Source organism: Vibrio paucivorans, assembly GCF_054053395.1.
In genome coordinates this window covers 108,458-132,363 of the sequence record NZ_CM133231.1, presented here as the reverse complement: position 1 = coordinate 132,363, position 23,906 = coordinate 108,458, and the positions used below count along the sequence as shown (strand labels likewise).

Genomic DNA, 23,906 nt, shown 5'->3' with positions numbered 1-23,906 from the left:
CCTATTCTCCGAGATAAACTTGTTTAACTTCAGGGTGAGCCTGCACTTGGTCCATGGTACCTTCTGCCAAGACGTGGCCTTGATGGAGCACGGTTACGTGGTTAGCAATTGAGCGAACAAAGTCCATATCATGCTCAACCACTACAACCGAGTGCTTGCCGACTAGCGAGTTGAGTAATTCAGAAGTACGATCCATTTCTTGGTGAGTCATACCCGCAACGGGTTCATCCACCAGTAGTAACTTAGGGTTTTGCATCAGCAACATGCCAATCTCTAGCCACTGCTTTTGCCCGTGAGAGAGGTTGCCTGCCATATTCGTGGCATTATCTTTTAGATGTATCAATTCAAGTACCGATGTGAGCTTGTCCTTTTGCTCACCAGACATAGCAGCAGTGAAGGTCGCCCATACAGAGCGATTGCCAGCCATAGCTAACTCTAGGTTCTGCCACACAGTTAAACATTCGATCACCGTCGGTTTCTGAAACTTTCTCCCGACACCTGCATTGGCAATTTCTGCTTCGTTCATCTTTAGTAGGTTGATGTTTGAGCCAAGCCACACATCACCTGTATCCGGCTTAGTTTTCCCAGTAATGATGTCCATCATGGTGGTTTTACCTGCGCCATTTGGACCAATGATGCAGCGCAGCTCGCCCTCTTCGATATACAAATTAAGATCGTTGATCGCTTGAAAGCCATCGAAACTCTTATTGACACCTTCCACGTACAACAACACGTTGTGACGGGTATCAATAGCAGGGTGAATATCCGGTTTGAGGTAGTCGAAGACTTCATCTCGACGAGTCAACGCTTGAACCGACTCCTTGATGCGATTAAATTGGGTCATGCGATCACCTCCTTGGATTTAGCCTGCCCACCTTTGCTTTGCGTCCCACTGTTCGAGTCCGATACTTTTCGTAGCTGCTGCCACTTTTCGCTAACAAAGCCAATGACTCCTTGTGGGAAGTACATGGTTGAAAGTACAAATAGGCCACCTAGTGCGAATAACCACACCTCTGGAAACTCAACCGTAAACCAGCTCTTGGCATAGTTGATGATCAATGCTCCAACAATGGCACCAAATAAAGTGGCGCGACCTCCTAAGGCAACCCAAACAACAATTTCAATCGAATTAAGTGGTGCAAACTCTCCAGGATTGATGATGCCGACTTGAGGTACATATAACGCCCCCGCAATGCCTGCGATAACTGCTGAGAGAACAAAAACCCACAACTTAATGCCATCAACGTCATAGCCCATAAAGCGAGTGCGAGATTCTGTGTCACGAATCGCCAGTGCCACTCGACCCAAACGACTTGTTACCACTATTCGACACACTACATAACTGAAAATCAAAGCGATGCCAGTACAAACGAACAGCCCAATTTTGACTACATCACTTTGTAGACTGAGACCGATGATATCTTTGAAATCCGTGAGCCCGTTATTGCCACCAAAGCCCATCTCGTTGCGGAAAAACGCCAACATCAAGGCGTAAGTTAGCGCTTGAGTCATGATTGAGAGGTACACCCCAGAGACTCGAGATCGGAAAGCAAGGTAACCAAACAGGTAAGCCAGCGCTCCTGGAACTAATACCACCATAATGCAAGCGAACCAGAACTGATCGAAACCGTTCCAAAACCATGGCAAAGCCGACCAATCAAGAAACACCATGAAATCAGGTAAGACAGGATCGCCATAGACCCCACGGTCACCAATTTGGCGCATCAGGTACATCCCCATGGCATAGCCACCAAGAGCAAAGAAAGCACCATGGCCAAGGCTCAATATGCCGAGGTAACCCCACACAAGATCGAGAGCGAGTGCCAACATAGCGTAGCTCAAATATTTGCCCATCAGTGAGATGGTAAAAGTCTCAACATGAAGCGGATGTCCACTTGGCAGCATGGTGTTAGCCAGTGGAACTAAAATCATGGCTGCAAGTATCACAAAGATGGTCAGTTGACCCCCTTTGTCACCACGCATCGCCGAAAGTACAAATGATTTTGACTGCATGATGTTGTCCTTAACCTTCAGCCGCACGGCCACGTTGTGGGAACAATCCACGTGGGCGTTTTTGAATAAACAGAATGATGAAAACCAGTACTAAGATTTTGGCGAGTACCGCACCAGCCCATGGTTCTAGGATCTTATTGAATAATCCAAGGCTTAATCCCGCTACTAGTGTGCCCCACAAGTTACCGACACCACCAAACACCACCACCATAAAAGAATCAATGATGTACGCTTGCCCCATATTGGGACCAACATTGGTTAATTGAGACAGCGCCACACCCGCTACACCAGCGACACCAGAACCCAGCCCGAACGTCATTGCATCAACACGTTCAGATCGAATCCCCATCGCACGAGCCATACCACGATTTTGAGACACAGCACGAACCTGTAACCCTAGCGGTGTCTTCTTGAGCACCATTAATAAGCCGATAAACACCAAACCACAGAAAAGAATGATGTATAAACGGTTGTAGGTCAGTGACAACATTGGGTTTAGTTGGAGTGCGCCCGACATCCATTCAGGTGTACTCACTGAACGGTTCAATGGAGAAAAGACTGAACGAACGGCTTGCTGCAAAATCAAGCTCACACCAAAGGTCGCAAGCAAGGTTTCAAGTGGGCGACCATAAAGATGGCGAATCACGCTTCGCTCAATCGCTATACCAACCAGACCAGATACAATAAACGCGGCTGGAATAGAGAGAATCAGTGCCAGTCCGATATGATTGGGCATCAAAAGTTGCAGCACATATGTGGTGTAAGCGCCAATCATAATCAGTTCACCATGCGCCATGTTGATAACGCCCATTACACCGAAGGTAATAGCCAAGCCAATGCCCGCCAATACCAACACAGATCCCAAGCTCAAACCGAAGAATACGGTTTCAACGCCCGAGTACAGCGCTTGGCTTTGCTGATAACCGTCTAGGGCGCGTTCCGCCGCAGCCAAGATCCTCGGGTCCTGCTCACGATTAAGCAGTTGGTTCAGTGTTTTTAGTACCACTGATTGTTTAAAATCCCCTACTCGTTCAATCGAAGACACGCGCTCTTCTGTACTTGCGCTAGTATCGAGCGCGCTATAGATAGCCAACGACAGATCCATAAGCTCTGATACCGAGCCTTCCGACTCGTTTTTCCTCAGTTCCGAAATTCGAGCGATAATGTCTGCATCTTTCGTCCCCAACAGATCGGACACCGCCTTATAACGCACATCTGAGTTGCTACTGCTTAACCCGATAGAAGCGATCTCACCACGTAAGATCCCGCGTAGTTTGTTGTTTACACGAACCTTTTTAAATAGCTTGGCATCTTCAATGTTGAGGATAGAGTCTCCCCAAACAGACTGAGCCGAGGTCGCTGTTTTAAAGCTTTGAATAAGATAGAGCTGCTTATACTGTTCGCTCTGTCTGTCATTGAAATAGTAGAGGTATCCATTTAACCATCCATCCAAGATGGCTTTAGCTACTTCTTCTGATTGCGTCTCAACCACCCAATCGATGGACAGTTCTTTATCCGATGTCTTCTTACCAACTAGCGCCTTGGTAAAGCTAGCCTCATCCGTTATACCAGCAAAAGCCAACTGGGCACTCACTGCTAAAATCAACAGTGCCTTAAACACGTTCAATACGTTCTTCATCCCTGCTTCCTTAGTCCACCTAGCTAGATATTGTTATTTTTGCTTGATGGATACGTGGATAATTATTGTTACTTGAAGCAATGAGCCTTCCATTAGTGGAACTCCTTCACTGGCACTTCCTCCTATACAGAAGGCTCCATGTGCTAACCAATCGCTCTAGTTACTACCGGAACATTTCTTGGTTTCAACGTTGAAAGCACCACATGAGAAAGGCTTCGACCAGCTCGAGAATAGCTTCGCAGACTCAGGTAGGTAACTAGACCATGCATCACCCGCGACAAGGCCTGTGGTTTCCCAAACGATATCGAATTGACCGTCGTCCTGAATCTCACCGATAAGAACAGGTTTAGTTATGTGGTGGTTAGGTAGCATGGTTGAGTAGCCACCAGAAAGGTTAGGCACCGACACGCCGATCAAAGCATCTTGTACCGCTTCTGCATCTGTCGTGCCCGCGTTAGTAACCGCTTGAGCCCACATATTGAAACCAACATAATGCGCTTCCATTGGATCGTTGGTTACGCGTTTTTCACTCTGGATAAACGACTGCCACGTTTCCACGAACTCTGCGTTAGCTTCAGTATCGACACTCATGAAGTAGTTCCACGCTGCTAAGTGGCCAACCAATGGTTCAGTATCCATGCCTGACAACTCTTCTTCACCAACAGAGAATGCGATAACTGGGATATCTTCAGATGAAATGCCTTGAGCACCGAGCTCTTTATAGAAAGGGACATTCGCATCGCCATTTACAGTAGACACCACAGCGGTTTTCTTGCCCGCAGCACCGAACTTTTTGATGTCAGACACGATTGATTGCCAGTCAGAATGACCAAATGGCGTGTAGCTGATCATGATGTCTTCTTCTGCGACACCTTTGTCTTTTAGGTAGGCTTCTAGGATTTTATTGGTTGTACGAGGGTAAACGTAATCGGTACCTGCTAGTACCCAACGTTCCACTTCCAACTCATCCATTAGGTATTCGACGGCAGGAATCGCCTGTTGATTGGGCGCAGCGCCTGTATAGAAAACGTTCTTAGACGATTCTTCACCTTCATATTGTACTGGGTAGAAAAGAATACTGTTCAGCTCTTCAAAGACTGGCAGCATCGACTTACGTGACACCGACGTCCAACCACCAAAAACGACATCAACCTTCTCTTTCTCGATAAGCTCGCGGGCTTTTTCAGCAAACAAAGGCCAGTTTGATGCAGGATCAACCACTACTGGCTCGAGTTTTTTGCCAAGCAAACCACCCTTTTTATTCTGCTCTTCAATGAGCATTAGCACGGTATCTTTTAGCGTTGTTTCGCTTATCGCCATTGTGCCGGATAGTGAATGTAAAACGCCCACCTTAATTGTTTCCTCTGCCGCAAACACCGTTGCAGAAGAAAGTGAAAGAGTTGTACATAGTGCAGTTAGCGATAAATTGAACACCTTGTTCATGTTGTTACTCCATAATTGTATTTTTGTTATCCAATTACAGAGTTACAAGAAGAATGCCAAATAAACGTACCGTGCAAAGTGGAAATAAGTAGCTGTTATTAAAGGATATTTATTTATCTGATCAATTTCGGTGCATTATGAGTCAATCATGTATGACGTAATGTGGTGCAGAAAATCTAATAATGAACCAGTATGAAACATGGGCGGTAAATGATATTGAACCTCGATATCCACTAAAGCTCAAAGCCAGCTGGCTACTTAGCTCAATTTTCAGCTGGAACCTGTCCTATGTTCTACTATTAAGTCATGTGCTATCAATGAGTTAATTATGGATCCAATAACACAGGGTTTACTGGGCGCCTCCTTGTCACAGTCGTTTAGCAACAAACAACACTTGGTGACTGCGGGCTCTATTGGACTACTTGCTGCAATGACGCCAGATCTGGATGTATTGATCCGTTCGCAAACCGACCCGTTGCTATTTCTCGAAGCACATCGGCAGTTTACTCATTCACTCTTTTTTATCCCTATCGGTAGTTTCCTTTGTGCGTTGGTATTGCACTATCTGCTGGCAAAAAAGCGAGGGTTTTCTTTTAAACAAAGTTGGCTGTATGCCGCCATAGGGTTTAGCACTCACGCGCTGCTAGATTCCTTCACTTCATACGGTACGCAGCTGTTTTGGCCGCTATCCAATCATCGATATGCATGGAACGCCGTGTCTGTCATCGATCCACTATTCACGCTCCCCATATTGATACTGCTAGGGCTGGCAATAATGAAGCGGACAGTGTTGTTTTCGCGTATTGCGTTTCTTTGGGCTGTAACCTACTTGATGCTAGGAGTCGTTCAAAGAGATAGAGCTGAAGCCGCTGGCTGGGAATTGGCGAAAGAAAGGCAACACAACCCAATTCAGCTAGAAGCTAAACCGAGCTTTGCTAACATTTTGGTGTGGAAAGTCGTTTACGAAACACACAACGCCTATGTCGTTGACGCCATTCGAGTCGGTTCATCTGTCAAAACATATCCCGGCGAGTCCATCACTAAGCTAAGCCTTAGCAGAGACTTCCCATGGCTTGTACCAGGCTCTCAACAAGCGAAAGACATTGAACGTTTTCGCAGATTTTCAAATGGGTATTTAGCGCAAGACCCCACCAACGAACTGCGCATTATCGATGTGCGATATTCTATGGTGCCAAACCAAATCAACCCATTATGGAGCATTGAACTCTCTCCATCGGCAACTATGGGTACACACGTCGAATACGCAGTGCATCGAGACAGTAGTTCCGAGTCCAGACAACTTTATTTAGACATGCTTTTGGATTTCTAGCGTGGAGTATCGGGAATGAAATGGCACTGGGCATCGAGTCGCGTGACCACAAATTCAGACAAAAAAACGCCCAAGATATCTTGGGCGCTTTTCGTCTCTTCCTATCGTGCTACTTTCGCAATGCGTTCAACTTAGCTTGCGCGATGCCATAGATGGTATCTATTGGGTAGCTGCCCTCTTCACTTGGTTCACCCGCTGGCTTACCGGTAAAGATCTCAATCGCCTCTGTGACATGGTCAATGGCCCAAATATGGAACTCACCTTTTTCGACCGCTTTCACCACATCAGGTCTTAGCATTAGATTATGCATGTTGGAGCGAGGAATGATCACACCTTGTTCGCTAGTGCGTCCTTTAATACCACACACATCGAAGAAACCTTCAATCTTCTCGTTTACGCCGCCAATGGGCTGAGACTCACCAAACTGGTTCATCGAGCCAGTAATGGCGATATCTTGGCGGTTGGCTTTCCTAGAGAATGCCGACACAACCGCACAGAATTCCGCCATGCTGGCACTGTCACCATCGACACCACCATAAGATTGCTCGAAGGTGATATTGGTGGTTAAAGGCACTCTCGCTGTCTTACCAAATACGGAAGACAAGTAAGCAGTTAAGATCATCACCCCTTTCGAGTGAATGCTGCCCCCCAGATCGACGCTACGTTCGATATCAATCACTTCACCATCACCGTACGACGTTGTTGCTGTAATACGGTTTGGCGCACCGAACATGTGATCGCTGGTACTCAGTACCGATAACGCGTTCACTTGCCCTACTGCTACTCCATCGGTATGGATCAGCGTAGTACCATTGATGAAGCTTTCCATCACGCTATCTTGCAGCCGGCTTACGCGCAGTTGCTGGTTACTTAACGCCTCTTCAACGTGGCCTGTACGAATCATATTAGAGTTCGCTTGGCGAGCGACATAGTTCGATTCACGCAACAGATTCGCAATGTGTGCAGAGTGAAGCGAAAGCTTACTTTGGTCGCCTGCCAGCCTAGAGCTGTGCTCGATGATCCTTGCAATGGCTTTGCGGTCACAATGCAGCATGTTGTTATCGTGAACAATGCTGGAAACAAAGCGTGCATAATGCAGCTCTGAATCTGGTGTGCGTTTCATTTCGTCTTCGAAATCTGCCGTCACACGGAACAACTCGCTAAATTCTGGATCGTAATGTTGGAGAAGTTGGTAGGTACGGTAATCACCGAACAAGATGATTTTCACATCCAGTGGAATTGGCTCAGGATCAAGAGACACAGCACCCGTTAACGTGACTTCTTTTTCCAATGAAGTGAAACTTAGCTGACGCGCTCTTAGCGCACGCTTTAACCCATCCCACACATAAGGTTGTTCTAGTACCTTTTGCGCATCCATCAGCAGTACACCACCGTTAGCTTTATGTAAGCTACCCGGGCGAATCAAAGAGAAATCGGTAAATACTGTACCTTTGAATGTTGCCGTTTCAATGTAACCAAACAATGAGTGATAGTTTGGATTCTCTTCCACCACAATTGGGAAGTCATCGTTTTTTCGGCTCACCAACACATTCACTTTGTATCGGCGAGGCAGTTTTTTATCCAGTGATGCCGTTGCAATCTCGCCTTGCTCTCCCGTTTCCTCTAGGAAGATGTCAGCATTTTCAACGATGTCTTTTTGAAGCTCAGTAAGGTAAGACTTAATATCTGGATAGTTGCTGTAATCAAGCTTGAGCTGCTTAATAAAATGGGTGATCACATCTAGGGTCACATCGTCGTTTAGCTTTTTGATTTTTTCGCTGTACGACTCTTCCCACTCAGTAAGCTGGCGAACCATCTCACGCAAGTCCACTTCAAGTGCATCGATAGTAGAGCCGAAATAGTCTTGCTCTTTTTTACTTAACGCCTCAAACGATTCTTCGGTATGCAGCTCTTCACCATCCATTGCGACAAATTGGTAATCGCCTTGCGTGGTCAACGTTAAACTAATACCGCGCTCTTTCGCGTCTTTACTGATTTTTTCTAACTCGACCTGCTGCTTGGCTGCCAATTGGTTTTTAAGCCTTTCTGCGCGCGAAATGTACATTTCGTTATCGAAGGCGAGCGGGATCGCATTAACCAACTTGGTGATCAGTTTATCGATATCTTGCTTAAGTTTTGCGCCCACACCGAATGGCAGCTTCAGCACTTTTGGCGTTCGAATGTCTTCGAAGTTCGCCACATAACACCAGTCAAACAATGAATCGACTTCATGCTGATGACGGTTTAAGTAGCGCAGTATCATGGTTCGTTTGCCTAGGCCATTTTGACCAATGGCATAGATGTTGTAGCCCTTTTCCTTGATGGACATAGCAAACTCGACCGCTTTTTGAGCGCGCTCTTGGCCGACTATCTCATCGATTGGAGCCAGTTCTTTGGTCGACTTGCACGGCAACATCTCTAATTCTGCAGTATTGTAGAGTTGCTCTGAATTCAATCTTTGAATCGCCATCACTACCTCCTAAACGTTTATTCTTCCTTTTTGTTTTACCAAGTGTAGATGGTTTATTTATACAATTTAGTGACTTACACCGAAATCATGGTTAAGTGAACAAATAACAATCAATTCACAAAAAAAACTTTCCAAATAGCACCCACCTCCATCATTAATGATAATTATTTGCAATTGAGCTTCATTTCGATTTAAATATTTAGCGAACGTACGGTGAGGGTAACGAGATGGACTTACAATATTGCTGGGCAAGTTATTTAAAAGCGGAACAATTGCTCGAACAAGGCCACTGGCCAGAAGCGCATCGCTTGTTTGAGGAGGTGCTTCAACACATGCCCACGCATATCCAGCAAGCGATGGAAGATGAAGAAACCAAACCGTGTCAATTTGTGTGCTTAGTGTCTGGCTTACGAGATGCTGCCGTGTCTCAGTCGGAAATCCTTAATAAGATGGGCCAACAACAGCAAGCTTTCGACACTCTCAATCAGAGTTATGGCTTGCTTCAGTTTGTCTCTATTGAGCAAACCCAACTGGTTCAAACAACCACCAGCATTTTGCATAAACACAGTGAAGACCTACTCAACCACATGGCCGCTTTCTGTTCGGCTCAACGCAATGCTCAGTGGATGCTAGAGCTCGAACATGTTCAAAAAGCCCATCACTATTTCACTACCCTAAAACACCATAATGACTTTATGACTCACGCGCCCGTGCTCAATTGATAAGGATGTACAATGACACAGCCCCCTATTCTTACTGTAAGTAACCTTTCGGTTAGCTTTACCACCAACGACGGCATCGTGGACGCCGTCAAGAACGTCAACTTCGAGCTTAGCAAAGGTGAAACCTTGGCTATCGTTGGTGAATCTGGCAGCGGAAAATCGGTCTCAAGCAGCGCCGTGATGCAACTACTGCTCAAAAATGCCCTTGTTCACGAGCAGTCGCGTATTCAATTTGAGAACCGAGACTTACTGACTAAAACAGAACAAGAAATGTGTGCTGTTCGAGGCGATCGCATTGGTATGATCTTCCAAGAGCCGATGACCTCTCTCAACCCATATCTTCGCGTTGGTATTCAAGTTGCGGAAGCGATGACTTGCCATCGTTCAGTCTCAGCTCAAGCGGCTAAAGCACGCGTTTTGGAACTATTTAATTTAGTTCACCTGCCTAATCCTGAGCAAGCCTACAGCAAATTCCCCCACGAGTTCTCTGGTGGTCAGCTACAGCGCATCATGATCGCAATGGCCCTGATTAACGAACCTGACATCTTGATTGCAGATGAGCCAACAACGGCGCTTGATGTCACTGTGCAAGCCGAAGTGCTCAACCTTATCAAAGAAATACAGGCCAAAATGGGCATGGCTATTTTGTTCATTACTCATGACCTAGGGGTAGTTAAGCATCTGGCGGATCGCGTATTGGTGATGTGTAAAGGCGATGTTGTTGAAGAAGGCATTACTCAGCAGCTGTTCCAAAATCCAAACCACGCCTACACAAAAATGCTGATTAACTCCGTTCCTAAGGGGCAAAAAGATCCTGTTGAAGCCTCCGCACCTGCTTTACTTAGCGCTGAAGATATTCGTGTTAAGTTCATGATTAAATCCCACTTCATACCTAGTAAATGTGAATACTTTGAAGCGGTTAAAGGCATTTCCTTACAACTCAAACAAGGTGAAACACTGGGGATTGTTGGCGAATCAGGATCTGGTAAATCCACGCTTGGCCGTGCACTGATTGGATTGTTGCCATCGACAGGCAAAGTCGAGTTTAAGGGCCAAGATGTAAGCCAATTGGACGACAAGCAACGTTTTGCTTTGAAGAAAGACATTCAAATGGTTTTCCAAGACCCTTATGGCTCCTTGTCCCCACGTATGACCGTTGGAGAAATCATCACTGAAGGCTTAACTGTCCATCAGCCTCAGCTCAGTAAAACGGAGCGACTGCAGCGTGCTCGTAAAGCACTTGAGGAAGTGCGCTTAGAGCCAAGTTCAATCAACCGTTACCCTCATGAGTTTTCTGGTGGTCAGCGTCAACGCATTGCAATCGCTAGAGCACTGATTCTTGAGCCCTCTTTTATCCTACTGGATGAGCCCACATCTGCGTTGGATCGTTCGGTTCAGCTCACTGTGATTGAACTTTTGAAAGAAATACAGAACAAACATAATATCGGCTTCCTTTTCATCAGCCACGATTTGAGCGTGGTAAAAGCGCTATCCGATAGAGTGTTAGTGATGCAAAAAGGTGTCGTAATGGAGGAAGGAACGGCAGATGAAATCTTCCATAATCCTAAGAGTGACTATACACGTAAGTTGATTGAGGCATCATTCGAACTCGATAGTGAAGAAGCCGCCTAAACAGTGGCAATAAATACAAACGTTTAAGAGTTGTACCTAAATTCAATATCTAGTCTACTCTTATAAAAGAATACCAAATCAGATGCATAACCTGCATTTGGTATATTCCGCCTAAAAGCGGATATAGCACCTAAAAATCGGTTTGGCCGCCGACCAAAAGAGCGCTGCATGGATGCGGCGCTTTTTCTTTTTGTTAGGGCCTGTTGATCTTTCGCACTGATTTTCGCCGCTCTTGTGGGAAATTTATACAAGGTAGAGGCTTTGATGTGTAGTTAGCCTGCATTAGAAGCCGATTACGCAGTAGAAATGGACCACAAAAACCTGCCCCAAGAGTCTGGCTACGCACCCCAAACTAAAAATAATGAGAAATAGCCAGATACCGAGTGCGGATATGCTCTATGAGCAATTTAACTTTGTTGGGTGGTTGCCTTGTAAACGGGTACACCGCATAGATGCCTAACTTTTTGCCGACGAGTTCGGGAAAAATATCAATAAGCTGGCCATTTCGTATATCGTGATACACCAAACACCTAGGTACATAAGCCACCCCGTACCCACCAAGCGCCGCTTTCCTTAGCGCTGTCGCATTATCGGTCGAGAACGAACCTGACACCCGCACAATGTAGTTCCCTTGTGAGCCTTTAAACTCCCATTCACTTGCACCTGTGGTTTGGTAGGCGTATTGGAGGCAGTTATGATTCACCAAATTCTGCGGCTCAATAGGTTTACCATGTTTAGCTATGTACGACGGAGAAGCACAAACCACCCATTGAGAATCAAGGATATGACGGGCGATTAGACTTGAATCTTCTAAATACCCGGTACGAATCACGAGATCAAACCCACCGTCCACCAAATCGACAAACTTGTTATCTAGTGACATATCGACACTCAGGCCTGGGTGCATATCGCAAAACTCGGCCACAGCATCAGCCAATATCAAATCACCCGATATGGTAGGCACCGACATTTTGATATGACCACTCACGTTTTCACCAAAGCCTGCAACTGAGTCCATAGCCTCCTGAGCGGCTAACTTCACAGTTTTCGCGCCGTGCAGTAGAGCCTTGCCCGCCTCAGTTAGCGTTAATTTACGCGTTGTTCGATATAATAGTTGAACGCCAATTTGTTCTTCTAAACGCGCAATGCGTTTACTAACTACCGAATTTGTAAGGTTATTTTGCTCTGCGGCCTTGCTAAAACTACCGAGTTCTATGACCTGTGAAAACAGGATTAAATCGTCTGCTCGCATCTTATTATGTCACTTTTGGAATTAATCATTTTCATTATTTCCCTATATCAGTAAAAAATAAAGGGTTAAATTCACCTCGCATTAACATTGCTAACAGAATTACAAACTCCAAGAGGCTTTGAAGAGCCCTGATTAATGAAAGTAAAGGACATACCAATGAGTGAAACATTACTTGCCCTCGTGGCCTTCTCACCGATAGTGGTGGCTGCCATTCTACTCGTGGGCCTTAATTGGCCGGCGAAACGCGCGATGCCTGTCGCATTCGGTCTCACTGTAGTGATTGCACTGTTTGCATGGGACATGAGTACCACACGAGTTTTGGCTTCCGTATTCCAAGGCCTAGGCATTACCGTCTCGGTACTATGGATCGTGTTTGGCGCTATCTTCCTGCTTAACACGCTAAAACATACCGGTGCTATTTCCACTATCCGCAATGGATTCACCAATATCTCCCCGGATCGACGCGTGCAAGCCATCAGCATCGCTTGGTGTTTTGGTTCATTCATTGAAGGTGCATCCGGTTTCGGTACACCAGCTGCCATTGCTGCACCACTATTGGTTGCTATCGGCTTCCCTGCTCTAGCTGCTGTTCTTATGGGTATGATGATCCAATCAACACCGGTATCTTTTGGTGCAGTCGGAACGCCTATCATTGTGGGTGTGAACAAAGGCCTCGATACCCACAATATTGGTGAAGCCCTGTTAGCGAACGGCTCAACCTGGGAAGCCTACTTACAGCAAATCACTTCAAGTGTTGCGTTAATTCATGCCAGCGTGGGGACTTTAATGCCAGTCTTAATGGCAATGATGCTCACCCGTTTCTTTGGCAGAAATAAGAGCTGGACAGAAGGCCTAGACATTCTTCCTTTTGCTATCTTTGCTGGCCTTGCGTTCACCATTCCATATGCGTTAACGGGTGTTTTCCTAGGCGCTGAGTTTCCATCTCTAATTGGTGGTTTAGTTGGCCTATCTATCGTTGTGTCTGCGGCTAAACGTGGTTTCTTAGTACCGAAAAGTACATGGGATTTTGAAGACGAGAAAAAATGGCCTGCTGAATGGCTGGGTTCACTAAAAATCGATCTAAAAGATTCTAGCGGTAAACCAATGAACCTAGTCTTAGCATGGTTCCCATACGTATTGCTTGCCGTGGTATTAGTTGCGAGTCGCGTAAGCGCTGACTTTAAAGCGATGCTCACAAGCGTCAGCGTGTCATTTAGCAATATCCTAGGTGAAGTGGGAGTTAGCGCTGCTATTCAGCCTCTCTACTTACCGGGTGGTATCTTAGTGTTCGTGGCCCTTGTTGCAGTAGCCCTGCAAGCACGCAGTGTCGCGCCGCTAGCAAAAGCGTTCGGCGAGTCGAGCAAAACCCTAATCGGCGCTGGTTTTGTACTTATCTTTACGATTCCAATGGTTCGCATCTTCATTAACTCTGGCGTGAACGGAGCCGATCTGGCCAGCATGCCTGTGACTACCGCCAACTTCGCGGCAGGCCTTGTCGGTGATGCTTTCCCTGCCCTAAGTGCAACTGTGGGTGCATTGGGTGCGTTTATCGCGGGTTCAAACACGGTATCGAACATGATGTTTAGCCAGTTCCAGTTTGAAGTTGCACAAACACTGACTATTTCCAGTGCTGTTGTTGTTGCTCTGCAAGCGGTAGGCGCAGCGGCCGGTAACATGATTGCGATTCACAACGTTGTCGCGGCGTCAGCAACGGTAGGCCTACTCGGCCGAGAAGGTGCCACATTGCGTAAAACCATCATCCCTACGATGTATTACCTACTCGTCACGGGAGCAATCGGCTTAATCGCCATCTATGGCCTTCAGATCACCGACGCGTTAATGAAATAAGCTTTCCCCTTTAGGTGCGAACTTCTTGAAGATATGACCAATATCGGCACTACATAGTGGTCAAATCGTGCTCTGTACTTACTCTTGAACATTAATAGATGTTCAACATCAGTAGATACCCGGCATTAGCTAACCGAGATATTCGCACCTATTTTTAACAAGCCTTCGTAGAAAGGCCACTAACACAATTAGGACTGAATTATGATCATCTCTGCTTCGACGGATTATCGAGCGGCTGCTAAGGCCAAGCTTCCACCGTTTTTGTTTCACTACATCGATGGCGGTTCATATGGAGAGCATACGCTGAGAAAGAACACTGAAGATCTGGCAGACATTGCCCTAAAACAGCGAGTGCTCAACAACATGGAAGATCTCAGCCTAGAAACAGAGATTTTTGGTGAACATTTCTCTATGCCAATCGCCTTAGCCCCTGTCGGTTTAACGGGTATGTATGCACGAAGAGGTGAAGTACAAGCCGCTAAAGCCGCAGCGAATAAAGGGCTGCCATTTACTATGTCGACCGTTTCCGTTTGCCCAATAGAAGAAGTTGCTCCCGCGATTGACCGCCCAATGTGGTTTCAGCTCTACGTCCTTAAAGACCGTGGTTTTATGAAGAATGTACTTGAGCGTGCCAAAGCGGCTGGCGTAACGACACTTGTATTTACCGTTGACATGCCTGTGCCTGGTGCACGCTACCGAGACATGCATTCTGGCATGAGTGGGCCAAATGCCGCAGCGAGACGCGTTTTTCAGGCGATGCGCCACCCAAGTTGGGCCTTTGATGTGGGTTTATTGGGTAAACCACACGATTTGGGCAACATCTCAACCTACCGAGGAGAGCCGACCAAATTAGAAGATTACATCGGATGGCTCGGAGCGAACTTTGACCCTTCAATTTGTTGGAAGGACTTAGAGTGGATTCGGGATTTTTGGGATGGCCCTATGGTAATCAAAGGCATTTTAGATGAGCAAGATGCCAAAGATGCAGTCACCTTTGGTGCAGATGGCATCGTGGTCTCAAATCATGGTGGCCGCCAGTTGGACGGGGTTCTTTCTACGGCAAAGGCCCTACCCACTATTGCAGATGCAGTAACCGGTGATCTCAAAATATTTGTCGATTCAGGTATTCGAACTGGTTTAGATGTGGTCAGAATGCTGGCTCTTGGCGCCGACTGTACGTTACTCGGGCGTTCATTTGTCTACGCCTTAGCAGCGCAAGGCCAATCTGGCGTTGAAAACCTTCTCGACCTGTATGAGAAAGAAATGCGAGTCGCCATGACGCTGACAGGTGCTAAAAGTATCAAAGACTTAGATAGAAACTCACTCGCCAATTTTTAAGTATTTTATAAAGGTGTCACAACAATTTAACTTTAGCTGTGACACCTTGTTCAGTACTGGACCAAATAAAATATACAAACCAGTCACTAGGGTCTGTTGATCTTTCGTGGTTAAGTTTTGTTCGAGATAAAATCGTTTTAGGCGAGGCGAAGACTGTGTCGCCTAGTCATTCTAAGCAAATAGTCTTCAACAAAGCATAAAACGATTTTAACCGAACCCTTCGGGCAGTCTTTGTGGTTCATTTCTACTGCGTTATCGGCTTCTCATGTAGGCTAGCTACACATCAAAGCCTCTGCCTTGTAGAAATTTCCCACAAAGTGCTGCAAAAAACATCTCGAAAGATCAACAGACCCTAGTACACAGTGAAAAACAGGTAGGAAGCCTCAATGTCGACACTCAACTCAGACACTCCAAATACAGACCAAACCTATCAACAGCTCGAGTCACTCTTTGCGGTCGAAATCGAGCCAAGCAGAATCATCACGCAACAGGCGAAACGGTTAGCTTATGGCACCGATGCGAGCTTTTACCGCTTGGTTCCTCGTATTGTGTTGCGTTTAAAAAGTCTCAACGAAGTGATTTATGCCATTCAGTGCTGCCGAGAAATGAACGTGCACTTTACGTTTCGTGCAGCGGGGACAAGTTTATCTGGCCAAGCCGTCTCTGATTCGGTTCTCATTACTCTCACCGACGATTGGCGTGGCCACAAAATTCTTGATGATGGTGAGAAAATTGTCCTACAGCCTGGCGTAATTGGCGCTGACGCCAATAAATACTTAGCACCATTTAAACGTAAAATCGGCCCAGATCCCGCTTCTATTAATACCTGTAAAATCGGTGGTATTGCGGCGAACAATGCCAGTGGTATGTGCTGTGGCACCGCGCAAAACTCCTATCGAACCGTCGACAGCATGAAGTTAGTGTTCAGCGATGGGACGTTTCTCGACACTTCAAGCAAAGACAGCATTGCAGCTTTTCATTCTACTCGCCCAGATATCATCGATGGGCTCACAGAACTAGTGAATGAAACCAAAGCAAATACAGCACTGAGCGAACGTATTCGACATAAGTACCGACTCAAGAACACGACAGGTTATGCACTCAACGCGTTAGTAGATTTTGATGACCCAATCGCAGTACTAGAGCACTTAATGATTGGTTCTGAAGGCACATTGGGCTTCATCGCCGAAGTCACCTATAACACCGTCATCGAGCATAATTTTAAAGCCTCTTCTCTGCTGGTGTTTGCCGATATTGAAGAAGCCAGCCGTGCAGTAACCACGCTATCGAGCACCCCTGTCGCTGCTGTTGAGCTTATGGATGGCCGCGCGCTTCGTTCCGTCGCCGATAAGCCAGGCATGCCCGAGTTTATTCAACAACTCGATTTAGAAGCCGCAGCCCTGTTGGTCGAAACCCATGCCAGCGAGCAAACCGAAATCAATGCTCAATGTTTGTCTATCATGGAGTCTCTTTCTGACTACACCATCATAGAATCAGTACCGTTTACACTCGACCCCAAAACAGTCGCGACCCTGTGGGGCATCCGTAAAGGTATGTTCCCTGCTGTTGGCGCCGTTCGCGAAGTCGGTACAACAGTCATCATTGAAGACGTGGCGTTTCCGGTCGAAAACCTCGCCAATGGCGTCCGTGACCTGCAAGCCTTGTTCGACAAATACCACTATAGCGAAGCCATCATTTTCGGCCATGCTCTGGAAGGCAACCTGCACTTTGTCTTCACTCAGGGGTTTGACTCACAACAAGAGATCAATCGTTATGGCAACTTTATGGATGACGTGGCCGACTTGGTTGCAGTGAAATATCAAGGTTCATTGAAAGCTGAGCATGGCACAGGGCGTAACATGGCGCCGTATGTCGAGCTTGAATGGGGCCAAGATGGCTATCAATTGATGCAAAAGATCAAAGCGCTCTTTGATCCACAAGGGCTTTTGAATCCGGGCGTTATCATCAATGACAACCCTCATTCACACATTGAAAACCTCAAGCCAATGCCGGCTGCAGATTCTATTGTAGATCGATGTATCGAATGTGGTTTCTGCGAACCCGTTTGCCCATCGCGCACGCTTACCCTGTCACCAAGGCAGAGAATTGTGTTGTATCGAGAGTTACAACGCAGACGCGTTGCGGGCGAAGATACATCGGCAAGTGAACTTGAAAAGGTCTTTGAATACCAAGGCATCGATACGTGCGCGGCAACAGGACTATGCGCTGAACGATGCCCTGTAGGGATCAATACAGGCGATCTCGTCAAACAGCTAAGAATCGCGAAATACCAGAAGTTTACGCCAATAGCCAAGTGGACCGCTGATCACTTTTCTACCACAACAACGCTTACCCGCGCTTCGCTGAAGGCCAACCGCATTGCAACCAAAGTGATTGGAGAATCGGGCGTATCCGGCATCACGAATGGGATTCGTAAACTCAGCAACAACAAAACGCCAGCGTGGCTTCCTGAAATGCCAAAAGCGAACACACATAGTGTTGAAAAAGCGATGGAGCTGTTAGTGCGCTCAGACAAGAAAGTGGTTTACGTCCCTTCTTGTGCTTCACGCACCATGGGTCAGCAATCCGATGCGCCCGATCAGCGTAGCCTAACCGAGGTCACGCTATCTTTGATTAAGAAAGCTGGGTTTGAAGTGATTATCCCTGAAAAGATCAACGACCAATGCTGTGGTATGCCTTACGACAGCAAAGGGATGAATGACATCGCGCACGATAAGGCGATGCAGCTAGAGGCAGCGCTGTGGAAAGCAAGCTACGAGGGAGAATACCCAATCCTTATGGACACCAGCCCTTGTGCCAAACGCAGTATTGAGCAATTCACCAAACCTCTTGAAGTGCTGGAGCCCACTGGATTTGTATCAAAATACTTAATGGATAGCCTTGCCATCACGCCTGCACAAGAAACCATCATGCTGCACGTTACCTGTAGTTCGCGCCGAATGGGGTTAGAGGGCGACATGCTCGCGCTAGCGAAAGCTTGTGCTTCAGATGTGATTGTTCCTGAGCACATCTCTTGTTGTGGCTGGGCGGGAGATAAAGGGTTCACTACCCCAGAGCTCAATGAAGCAGCCGTACACCCACTCAAAGAGCAAGTGCCAGCAGAGTGCAAACGCGGATTCAGTAACAGCCGCACCTGTGAAATTGGCTTATCTCACCACAGTGGTATTCCATATCAATCCATCCTCTACTTGGTCGATGAGGTTTCCTCTCCTATTTAACGAAGAGCCAAATTGCTAGAAAGTTACGATACGACAAAGCCGCTTGGTGGACACATCAAGCGGCTCTAGAGGCTAACTCGAAGTTGGACAAAAACGTGTCAGCGCCTTTCCTAAATTAGCATTTGACGGATAATCTTAGGTATTGCAAACACTTTTATCGATTGACCAAAGTTGCTCATCCACAACAGCCTTACTCTCTTGCTTTTACTTCAAAAAAATCAAGCTCAGATAGTTTCGCGTCGAGCCAAAAGAAATCATTACTAGCTGGATAGTCTAATCTTGCGTTTGCGAAAGCACACATTTTATCAAGAACCTTTCTCAGAGCCATAATAGACATTCCAGTGCCGTCAGCAATAATTGGGAACACATGCCAACTGTTGTGGTCAATTTGAATGGACACGGAATGATCGCTATCACCTTTGGCATTAATACCAAACGCTAGGCATGTATCTCTGAAGCTTTTATGAAGATGAATTACATGTTGCTTGTCCCTAGAGTCTTCAATGTGTTTTACCCAATTTTCAAAACTACCGTAAGCCATTTCTTGACCTTTGAGGAAAGAAACTAAGCCGCCTAGAGGACTTACGTTTTCCATTTCGCGATCAAAAACCATGTTGTAAGGGGAGTTTTTGGGAAACAACCAACGATACAACGCATCAGAATCAACTTCTATATCAAGAAACTCACTCTTAGTTACTCTGTCGCATAGCTCTGCGAACTGTTGTTTATGAAGATAATAATTACTAGCTGTGTTTTGGATTTGAGTCTCGATCAACTGCCTCTCAGACTGAATCATCTTACTTGCAGCTTTAATCAGTCCCAAAATTGGTACTAATGCAGCCAATGTTAGAAGAGGAACTTTCAACACCTCCCCGAAAAAGTAGTTCACTCCAGAAACACTAAGGTCAACTGGTTTAGAAAAGGCATCAACAAGCACGATTGATAGTAAGCAGAGGACTAGAGTTAATCCGATATAAAACATCAGAAGAAACATTTTTTCTAGCCTACTTTGCTTTAAGTCGAGAGCTTTTCTCTTCGCCTTATTATCCATATAAAATTACAATCCAATGAGTTATGGAGGTGATATCCAAACTATGTTGGTACTTTATATGGGTTAGATAAATTGCGTCAAACTAAGGGTGCTAAAGCGAGATGACTATCGATTTAAACACGTTTTGGGGCAAAAGTTGTTTAGAAAAATCTTCAAACCACTAAATCACATCATACCCTCTTCTAACGTAGTGGCACTTAATAAGAAAGATAAGAAAAAGGGCCAAACAGTCAGTGGCCCTTATTTAAAGATTAACGAAAGCTTGGGATAATCGCTGGTATCCCGGGTAGTAAGCCAACCAAGGCCATTACGCCTGTTAGCACAATAAACATTATCCCCGGCAGCACCCAACGGCTCATTTTACTCAGTTCACCGCTACGTTCTTTACAGCCAACTAAGCCCAAGTTATCTAACAGCATGGTGAGCGACCAACCAAATGCTGGGTTAACTAGCGCGGAAGAAAATACAACAATCGCAGCCGATTGGGTGGTTTTCCCTTCACGCGTCATTTCCATTCCAGCTTCTAGTAATGGCACAAACACACCAACAATGAGTGCAACACAAAGTACAGGTTGCCAAATAGCTAAATCCATTGGGTAGCCCCAAACTGCAGCAACGATGCAGAACAGTGCCGTTAGCAAAGCGCCAGCAGGAATCGGACGTTTAGCAATTGCGGCTGGCACGATGTAAGTCCCCCACGAAGACGTGAAGTTAGTACCACCAAGCAGAGAACCGAACGTTTGACGAATAGAAGCTGTAGTCATGGTGTCGTCTATGTTCATGTGCACTTTTTCAGTGCGCTCTGGATAGCTGATTTTCTGAAATACTTGATGCCCTAAGAAATCTGGCGACCACATCGCTACGGCTAAAATAGCAAATGGCAATACCACCATGAAGTGTTCAACTGTTGGTAGGCCTAGCATCCAGCCTGTATTTTCGCCCCACCAATACATAGGGTTCATATTGGGTAAACCAGGCTCGGTTTGGAAAGAGAAAGGAGCTCCCATAGCGAAAGCTAACGTACCACCCAGCAAGCAACTAAGAGGCACGGCTAGCCAACGCTTACGAAAATGTTCCAATAAGGCATACAAAATAATGGTGCAGAAGATCACAACGAACGCTATATGGCTCATCCCGATTCCCTCGGCCCAAGCGAATAGCTTTTTAACTTGAGAAACAGTTCCAACAAAACCAAGGTAAAGCAACAAACCGCCACACACGCCTTTACTGGTGAGGTTGGCCAACATACTGCCCCCTTTACTGATGGCTAAAAGCAATCCAAAAGCACCAATCTGCAAACCAAAGGCCATAGGATGGCCGCCTGCGGCAACCACGATAGGAATTAATGGGATAAGCGGGCCGTGTGTACCTGCGAGGTTAGCGGTTGGCAGTAAAAAGCCAGAGAAAAGAATAATGAAAACAGAGGCGATGAGTAGCTCATAACGGACGTTTTCTAAGATGAAGCCTTCGCCTAATCCGAGAGCGCCGGCAAAAGTGGCTGCAATGGCCCCCACCATAACAACCTTACCAATAGTCGCCGCCATCGCTGGGATGGTGTCTTCTACCTCAAATCGATAATCTTTGAACGGCAAATTAGGACGCCAACGTTTAGGCGCCATGATTTGTAATTCGTGCTCAAGGTACTGTTCCCGTGAGTCAAATTCTGAGCTTGGTTTATGCTGTTGCTCGTAGGTGAGTTCATCCTCAAAGGCTTGAGGCTTATCTGTTTGTATTTGTGCGGAGTCTAAAGTACTGCTCATATTGATTCCTTTCATTCACACTCTAAGGTGCGTTTTCCAACCAACGTTACCTACTCACTAAGCGAGTCGTTGTCGGTATGTTTTCTTCTACAACGAACTCGAAGACTGTTTTTATCAAACGTTGAAATTCAGTTGCTAGTACCTTATATCAAACGAAAAAACACTAATAGCCTCAGACAGTTAGACATTAGTCGTAGAGTGCAGCTACCAATATAAGCTTTGTTGTGGAATTCAATGGAACTGATTTAGGAACCTACGCTGTGAGAGTTGCGCTCTTTCGCTAGCTATTTTTACCTGCTCAATTATTGCACTTTTGTTAGAGCAAATTTAAAACTCATCCAAGTGCTCAATGCCGCTTGTCAGCAACATGTTTTTGTTACCAAGCGAACCGATTTGTTACAGTTTTCCTTGGTGATAACCAACAGTTATAACCGAGATAAGTGGAACTCAAAAAAACGTCGTTCAATAATAGCTCCGTTGAATTAGCAAGGCTTCTTTGCTTACTACTAACCATTTCGGAGTTCACTATGAAACTTTTTACTAAATCTTCTCTCGTTGCTGCTCTGTCTCTACCGCTATTGGCAGGGTGTGTAACTCCAGGTGAAGACGATCCGAATGCCCTAACTAAGCAAGGAGCTGCTGGTGGCGCACTACTGGGCCTAACACTTGGGGCATTAACTGGCGATGCAGAGCTAGCAATGAAAGGCGCTGTTGCTGGTGGTGTTGCTGGCGGTGTTGCTGGCGCTGGTGCCGATATTCAGAACAATCGCGAAAACATGCGTGGCTCCAGCCGCGACGAAGCAATCGCGAACATTGGTAACAACAACCAAAACGCCGCTACGAACCAAAAACAAACTTGGGACGAACTAAACAACTTTGTGGGTGAATGGAATGTATCTATTCGCAGCCACTCTGGTGACTTGAAAGACGCGCACCCTATTTCAGGTGAAGGTAAACTGGCAACAACTAGCCAAGCGAATGTCGACCTGTCTAATGACCAAGGCGTAAACATTTCGGCGCAGTTCTCTTACTCACAAGACCAAGGCTACCAGTTAGATTTGGTTAACAACGCGAAAGACGTAAAAGTTAACTTTGCAGGTGAATTTCAGCCGCAAGCTAATCGTTACCAGTTCTACCCAACCAACATCAATGATGTGATTTACCAAGATATCCCAAGCGCGGATATTCGTGTAGAACTAGGCTTTGCGGGCAGCAATGTTTGGATCATCGACACTTACGCGTACATCGATGGCGCAGAGAAAAAGCTACAGACTTTCCGCTTCAACCGCGCAGGTTAACCTTCGCAACTCTGATATCGAAAGCCAGCTACACGCTGGCTTTTTTTGTCTCAAGACGAAAGCAATTCCATGCTTGTTCACCCAAAGCGTGACAAAATATCCATCAAGATTTGCTTACATTTCGACTCGATAATTTGCTGAAAGTTAACCACTATTTGTGATCAATTAACTTTCCCCGCCTAGCGTTTATGTCATTATAGATTGAGTAATTCTGGTCGTTAGAGGTGTGAATGAAAGTAATAATTTTGCATGGTCTGTATATGCATGGCATGGTCATGCAGCCCCTTAGCCAAAAGCTGCAAAAGCTCGGTTATGACAGCGCTGTGATCAGCTACAACACACTCTCTATCAACGAAGAAACGGTTTTCAATCAAATCGACCACGCACTTGCCCCTAATACGCCAAACATCCTTGTGGGACACAGCCTCGGTGGCTTGATGATCAAACACTACCTCGCTGCAAGACCAAACAATTCAAACCGCATTTCCCACGTTGTCGCGATAGGCTCACCGCTTAGAGGAGCTTCTATTGCAATGAAAATTCAAGATATGGGCTTTGGTGCCCTACTGGGTAACTCCCCTCACTATGGGCTAGATGAACATGACGACGTTTGGCTGTTTCCTCAAAAACTCGGTAGCATTGCCGGCACCACACCTGTCGGTTTACGCCCACTATTGATGGGTAACGGCCATATGTCAGACGGTACCGTCACTGTGGAAGAAACGAAAATCGAAGGCATGACCGATCACATTGAAATTCGTGGTAGCCACACCGCCATGATTTACACTAACTACGTGCCAAATCAGATTGATCATTTTATTCGCTTTGGGCGGTTTAAGCACCGCCAAACCACCACCGTCTGATGAGCGCC

16 protein-coding genes are annotated in these 23,906 nt (G+C 46.1%); 8 read left to right on the top strand and 8 right to left on the bottom strand.

All coding sequences use genetic code 11. The features are described from left to right. Nucleotide 1 precedes the first annotated feature (1 nt). From urtD to urtA, 4 genes are all read right to left on the bottom strand, one after another. Complete coding sequence (gene urtD / locus ACXABW_RS15730) at nt 2–844, bottom strand: urea ABC transporter ATP-binding protein UrtD (RefSeq protein ID WP_457526062.1); 843 nt, start codon at nt 842–844, stop codon at nt 2–4. Continuing rightward, nucleotides 841–2,013: an urea ABC transporter permease subunit UrtC gene (gene urtC / locus ACXABW_RS15725; RefSeq protein WP_457526060.1), complete on the bottom strand. Its 1,173-nt coding sequence runs from the start codon at nt 2,011–2,013 to the stop codon at nt 841–843. Before urtC ends, urtD begins: the two co-directional genes overlap by 4 nt. A gap of 10 nt (nt 2,014–2,023) precedes the next feature. Then, nucleotides 2,024–3,652 carry an urea ABC transporter permease subunit UrtB gene (gene urtB / locus ACXABW_RS15720; protein WP_457526058.1) on the bottom strand — a complete coding sequence of 543 codons (1,629 nt, stop codon included), beginning with the start codon at nt 3,650–3,652 and terminating at the stop codon, nt 2,024–2,026. Nucleotides 3,653–3,808: 156 nt separating this feature from the next. Next, on the bottom strand, nt 3,809–5,095 hold the full coding sequence (gene urtA, locus ACXABW_RS15715; RefSeq protein WP_252033773.1) for an urea ABC transporter substrate-binding protein: 1,287 nt from the start codon (nt 5,093–5,095) through the stop codon (nt 3,809–3,811). 328 nt (nt 5,096–5,423) lie between these two features. Here urtA and ACXABW_RS15710 point away from each other — a divergent pair, with 328 nt between their 5' ends. Further along, complete coding sequence (locus tag ACXABW_RS15710) at nt 5,424–6,425, top strand: metal-dependent hydrolase (RefSeq protein ID WP_457526056.1); 1,002 nt, start codon at nt 5,424–5,426, stop codon at nt 6,423–6,425. A gap of 109 nt (nt 6,426–6,534) precedes the next feature. On the opposite strand, the gene ACXABW_RS15705 is transcribed toward ACXABW_RS15710, so the two are convergent. After that, nucleotides 6,535–8,895: a Lon protease family protein gene (locus tag ACXABW_RS15705; protein WP_457526054.1), complete on the bottom strand. Its 2,361-nt coding sequence runs from the start codon at nt 8,893–8,895 to the stop codon at nt 6,535–6,537. A gap of 227 nt (nt 8,896–9,122) precedes the next feature. Here ACXABW_RS15705 and ACXABW_RS15700 point away from each other — a divergent pair, with 227 nt between their 5' ends. Together ACXABW_RS15700 and ACXABW_RS15695 are read left to right on the top strand one after the other, a co-directional pair. Next, nucleotides 9,123–9,617 (top strand): hypothetical protein, encoded by a 495-nt coding sequence (locus tag ACXABW_RS15700; protein WP_457526052.1) that lies wholly within the window; start codon nt 9,123–9,125, stop codon nt 9,615–9,617. Between the two features lie 12 nt (nt 9,618–9,629). Beyond that, nucleotides 9,630–11,249, top strand: coding sequence for an ABC transporter ATP-binding protein (locus tag ACXABW_RS15695; RefSeq protein ID WP_457526050.1), 1,620 nt, complete (start codon nt 9,630–9,632; stop codon nt 11,247–11,249). 352 nt (nt 11,250–11,601) lie between these two features. Here the strand turns inward: ACXABW_RS15695 and ACXABW_RS15690 are convergent, their stop codons facing one another. Further along, a complete protein-coding gene (locus ACXABW_RS15690) occupies nt 11,602–12,501 on the bottom strand; it encodes a LysR family transcriptional regulator (RefSeq protein WP_252033764.1) in 900 nt (299 codons plus the stop codon). 156 nt (nt 12,502–12,657) lie between these two features. Between ACXABW_RS15690 and ACXABW_RS15685 the strand changes: the two genes are divergently transcribed. From ACXABW_RS15685 to ACXABW_RS15675, 3 genes are all read left to right on the top strand, one after another. Next, nucleotides 12,658–14,349, top strand: coding sequence for an L-lactate permease (locus ACXABW_RS15685; RefSeq protein ID WP_457526048.1), 1,692 nt, complete (start codon nt 12,658–12,660; stop codon nt 14,347–14,349). 201 nt (nt 14,350–14,550) lie between these two features. After that, a complete protein-coding gene (gene lldD / locus ACXABW_RS15680; RefSeq protein ID WP_457526046.1) occupies nt 14,551–15,687 on the top strand; it encodes an FMN-dependent L-lactate dehydrogenase LldD in 1,137 nt (378 codons plus the stop codon). Nucleotides 15,688–16,073: 386 nt separating this feature from the next. Then, nucleotides 16,074–18,926, top strand: a complete 2,853-nt coding sequence (locus ACXABW_RS15675) for an FAD-binding and (Fe-S)-binding domain-containing protein (protein WP_457526044.1) — start codon at nt 16,074–16,076, stop codon at nt 18,924–18,926. A 190-nt stretch (nt 18,927–19,116) separates the two neighbouring features. Here the strand turns inward: ACXABW_RS15675 and ACXABW_RS15670 are convergent, their stop codons facing one another. Together ACXABW_RS15670 and ACXABW_RS15665 are read right to left on the bottom strand one after the other, a co-directional pair. Beyond that, complete coding sequence (locus ACXABW_RS15670; protein ID WP_457526042.1) at nt 19,117–19,977, bottom strand: hypothetical protein; 861 nt, start codon at nt 19,975–19,977, stop codon at nt 19,117–19,119. Between the two features lie 251 nt (nt 19,978–20,228). Then, nucleotides 20,229–21,737 carry a DUF3360 domain-containing protein gene (locus ACXABW_RS15665; RefSeq protein ID WP_457526040.1) on the bottom strand — a complete coding sequence of 503 codons (1,509 nt, stop codon included), beginning with the start codon at nt 21,735–21,737 and terminating at the stop codon, nt 20,229–20,231. A 527-nt stretch (nt 21,738–22,264) separates the two neighbouring features. Here ACXABW_RS15665 and ACXABW_RS15660 point away from each other — a divergent pair. Both ACXABW_RS15660 and ACXABW_RS15655 read left to right on the top strand, forming a co-directional pair. After that, on the top strand, nt 22,265–23,035 hold the full coding sequence (locus tag ACXABW_RS15660) for a hypothetical protein (protein WP_252033717.1): 771 nt from the start codon (nt 22,265–22,267) through the stop codon (nt 23,033–23,035). A 230-nt stretch (nt 23,036–23,265) separates the two neighbouring features. Further along, the gene (locus ACXABW_RS15655; RefSeq protein ID WP_457526037.1) at nt 23,266–23,898 is read left to right on the top strand and encodes a triacylglycerol lipase; all 633 of its coding nucleotides are present in this window, start codon (nt 23,266–23,268) and stop codon (nt 23,896–23,898) included. The last annotated feature ends 8 nt before the right edge of the window (nt 23,899–23,906 follow it).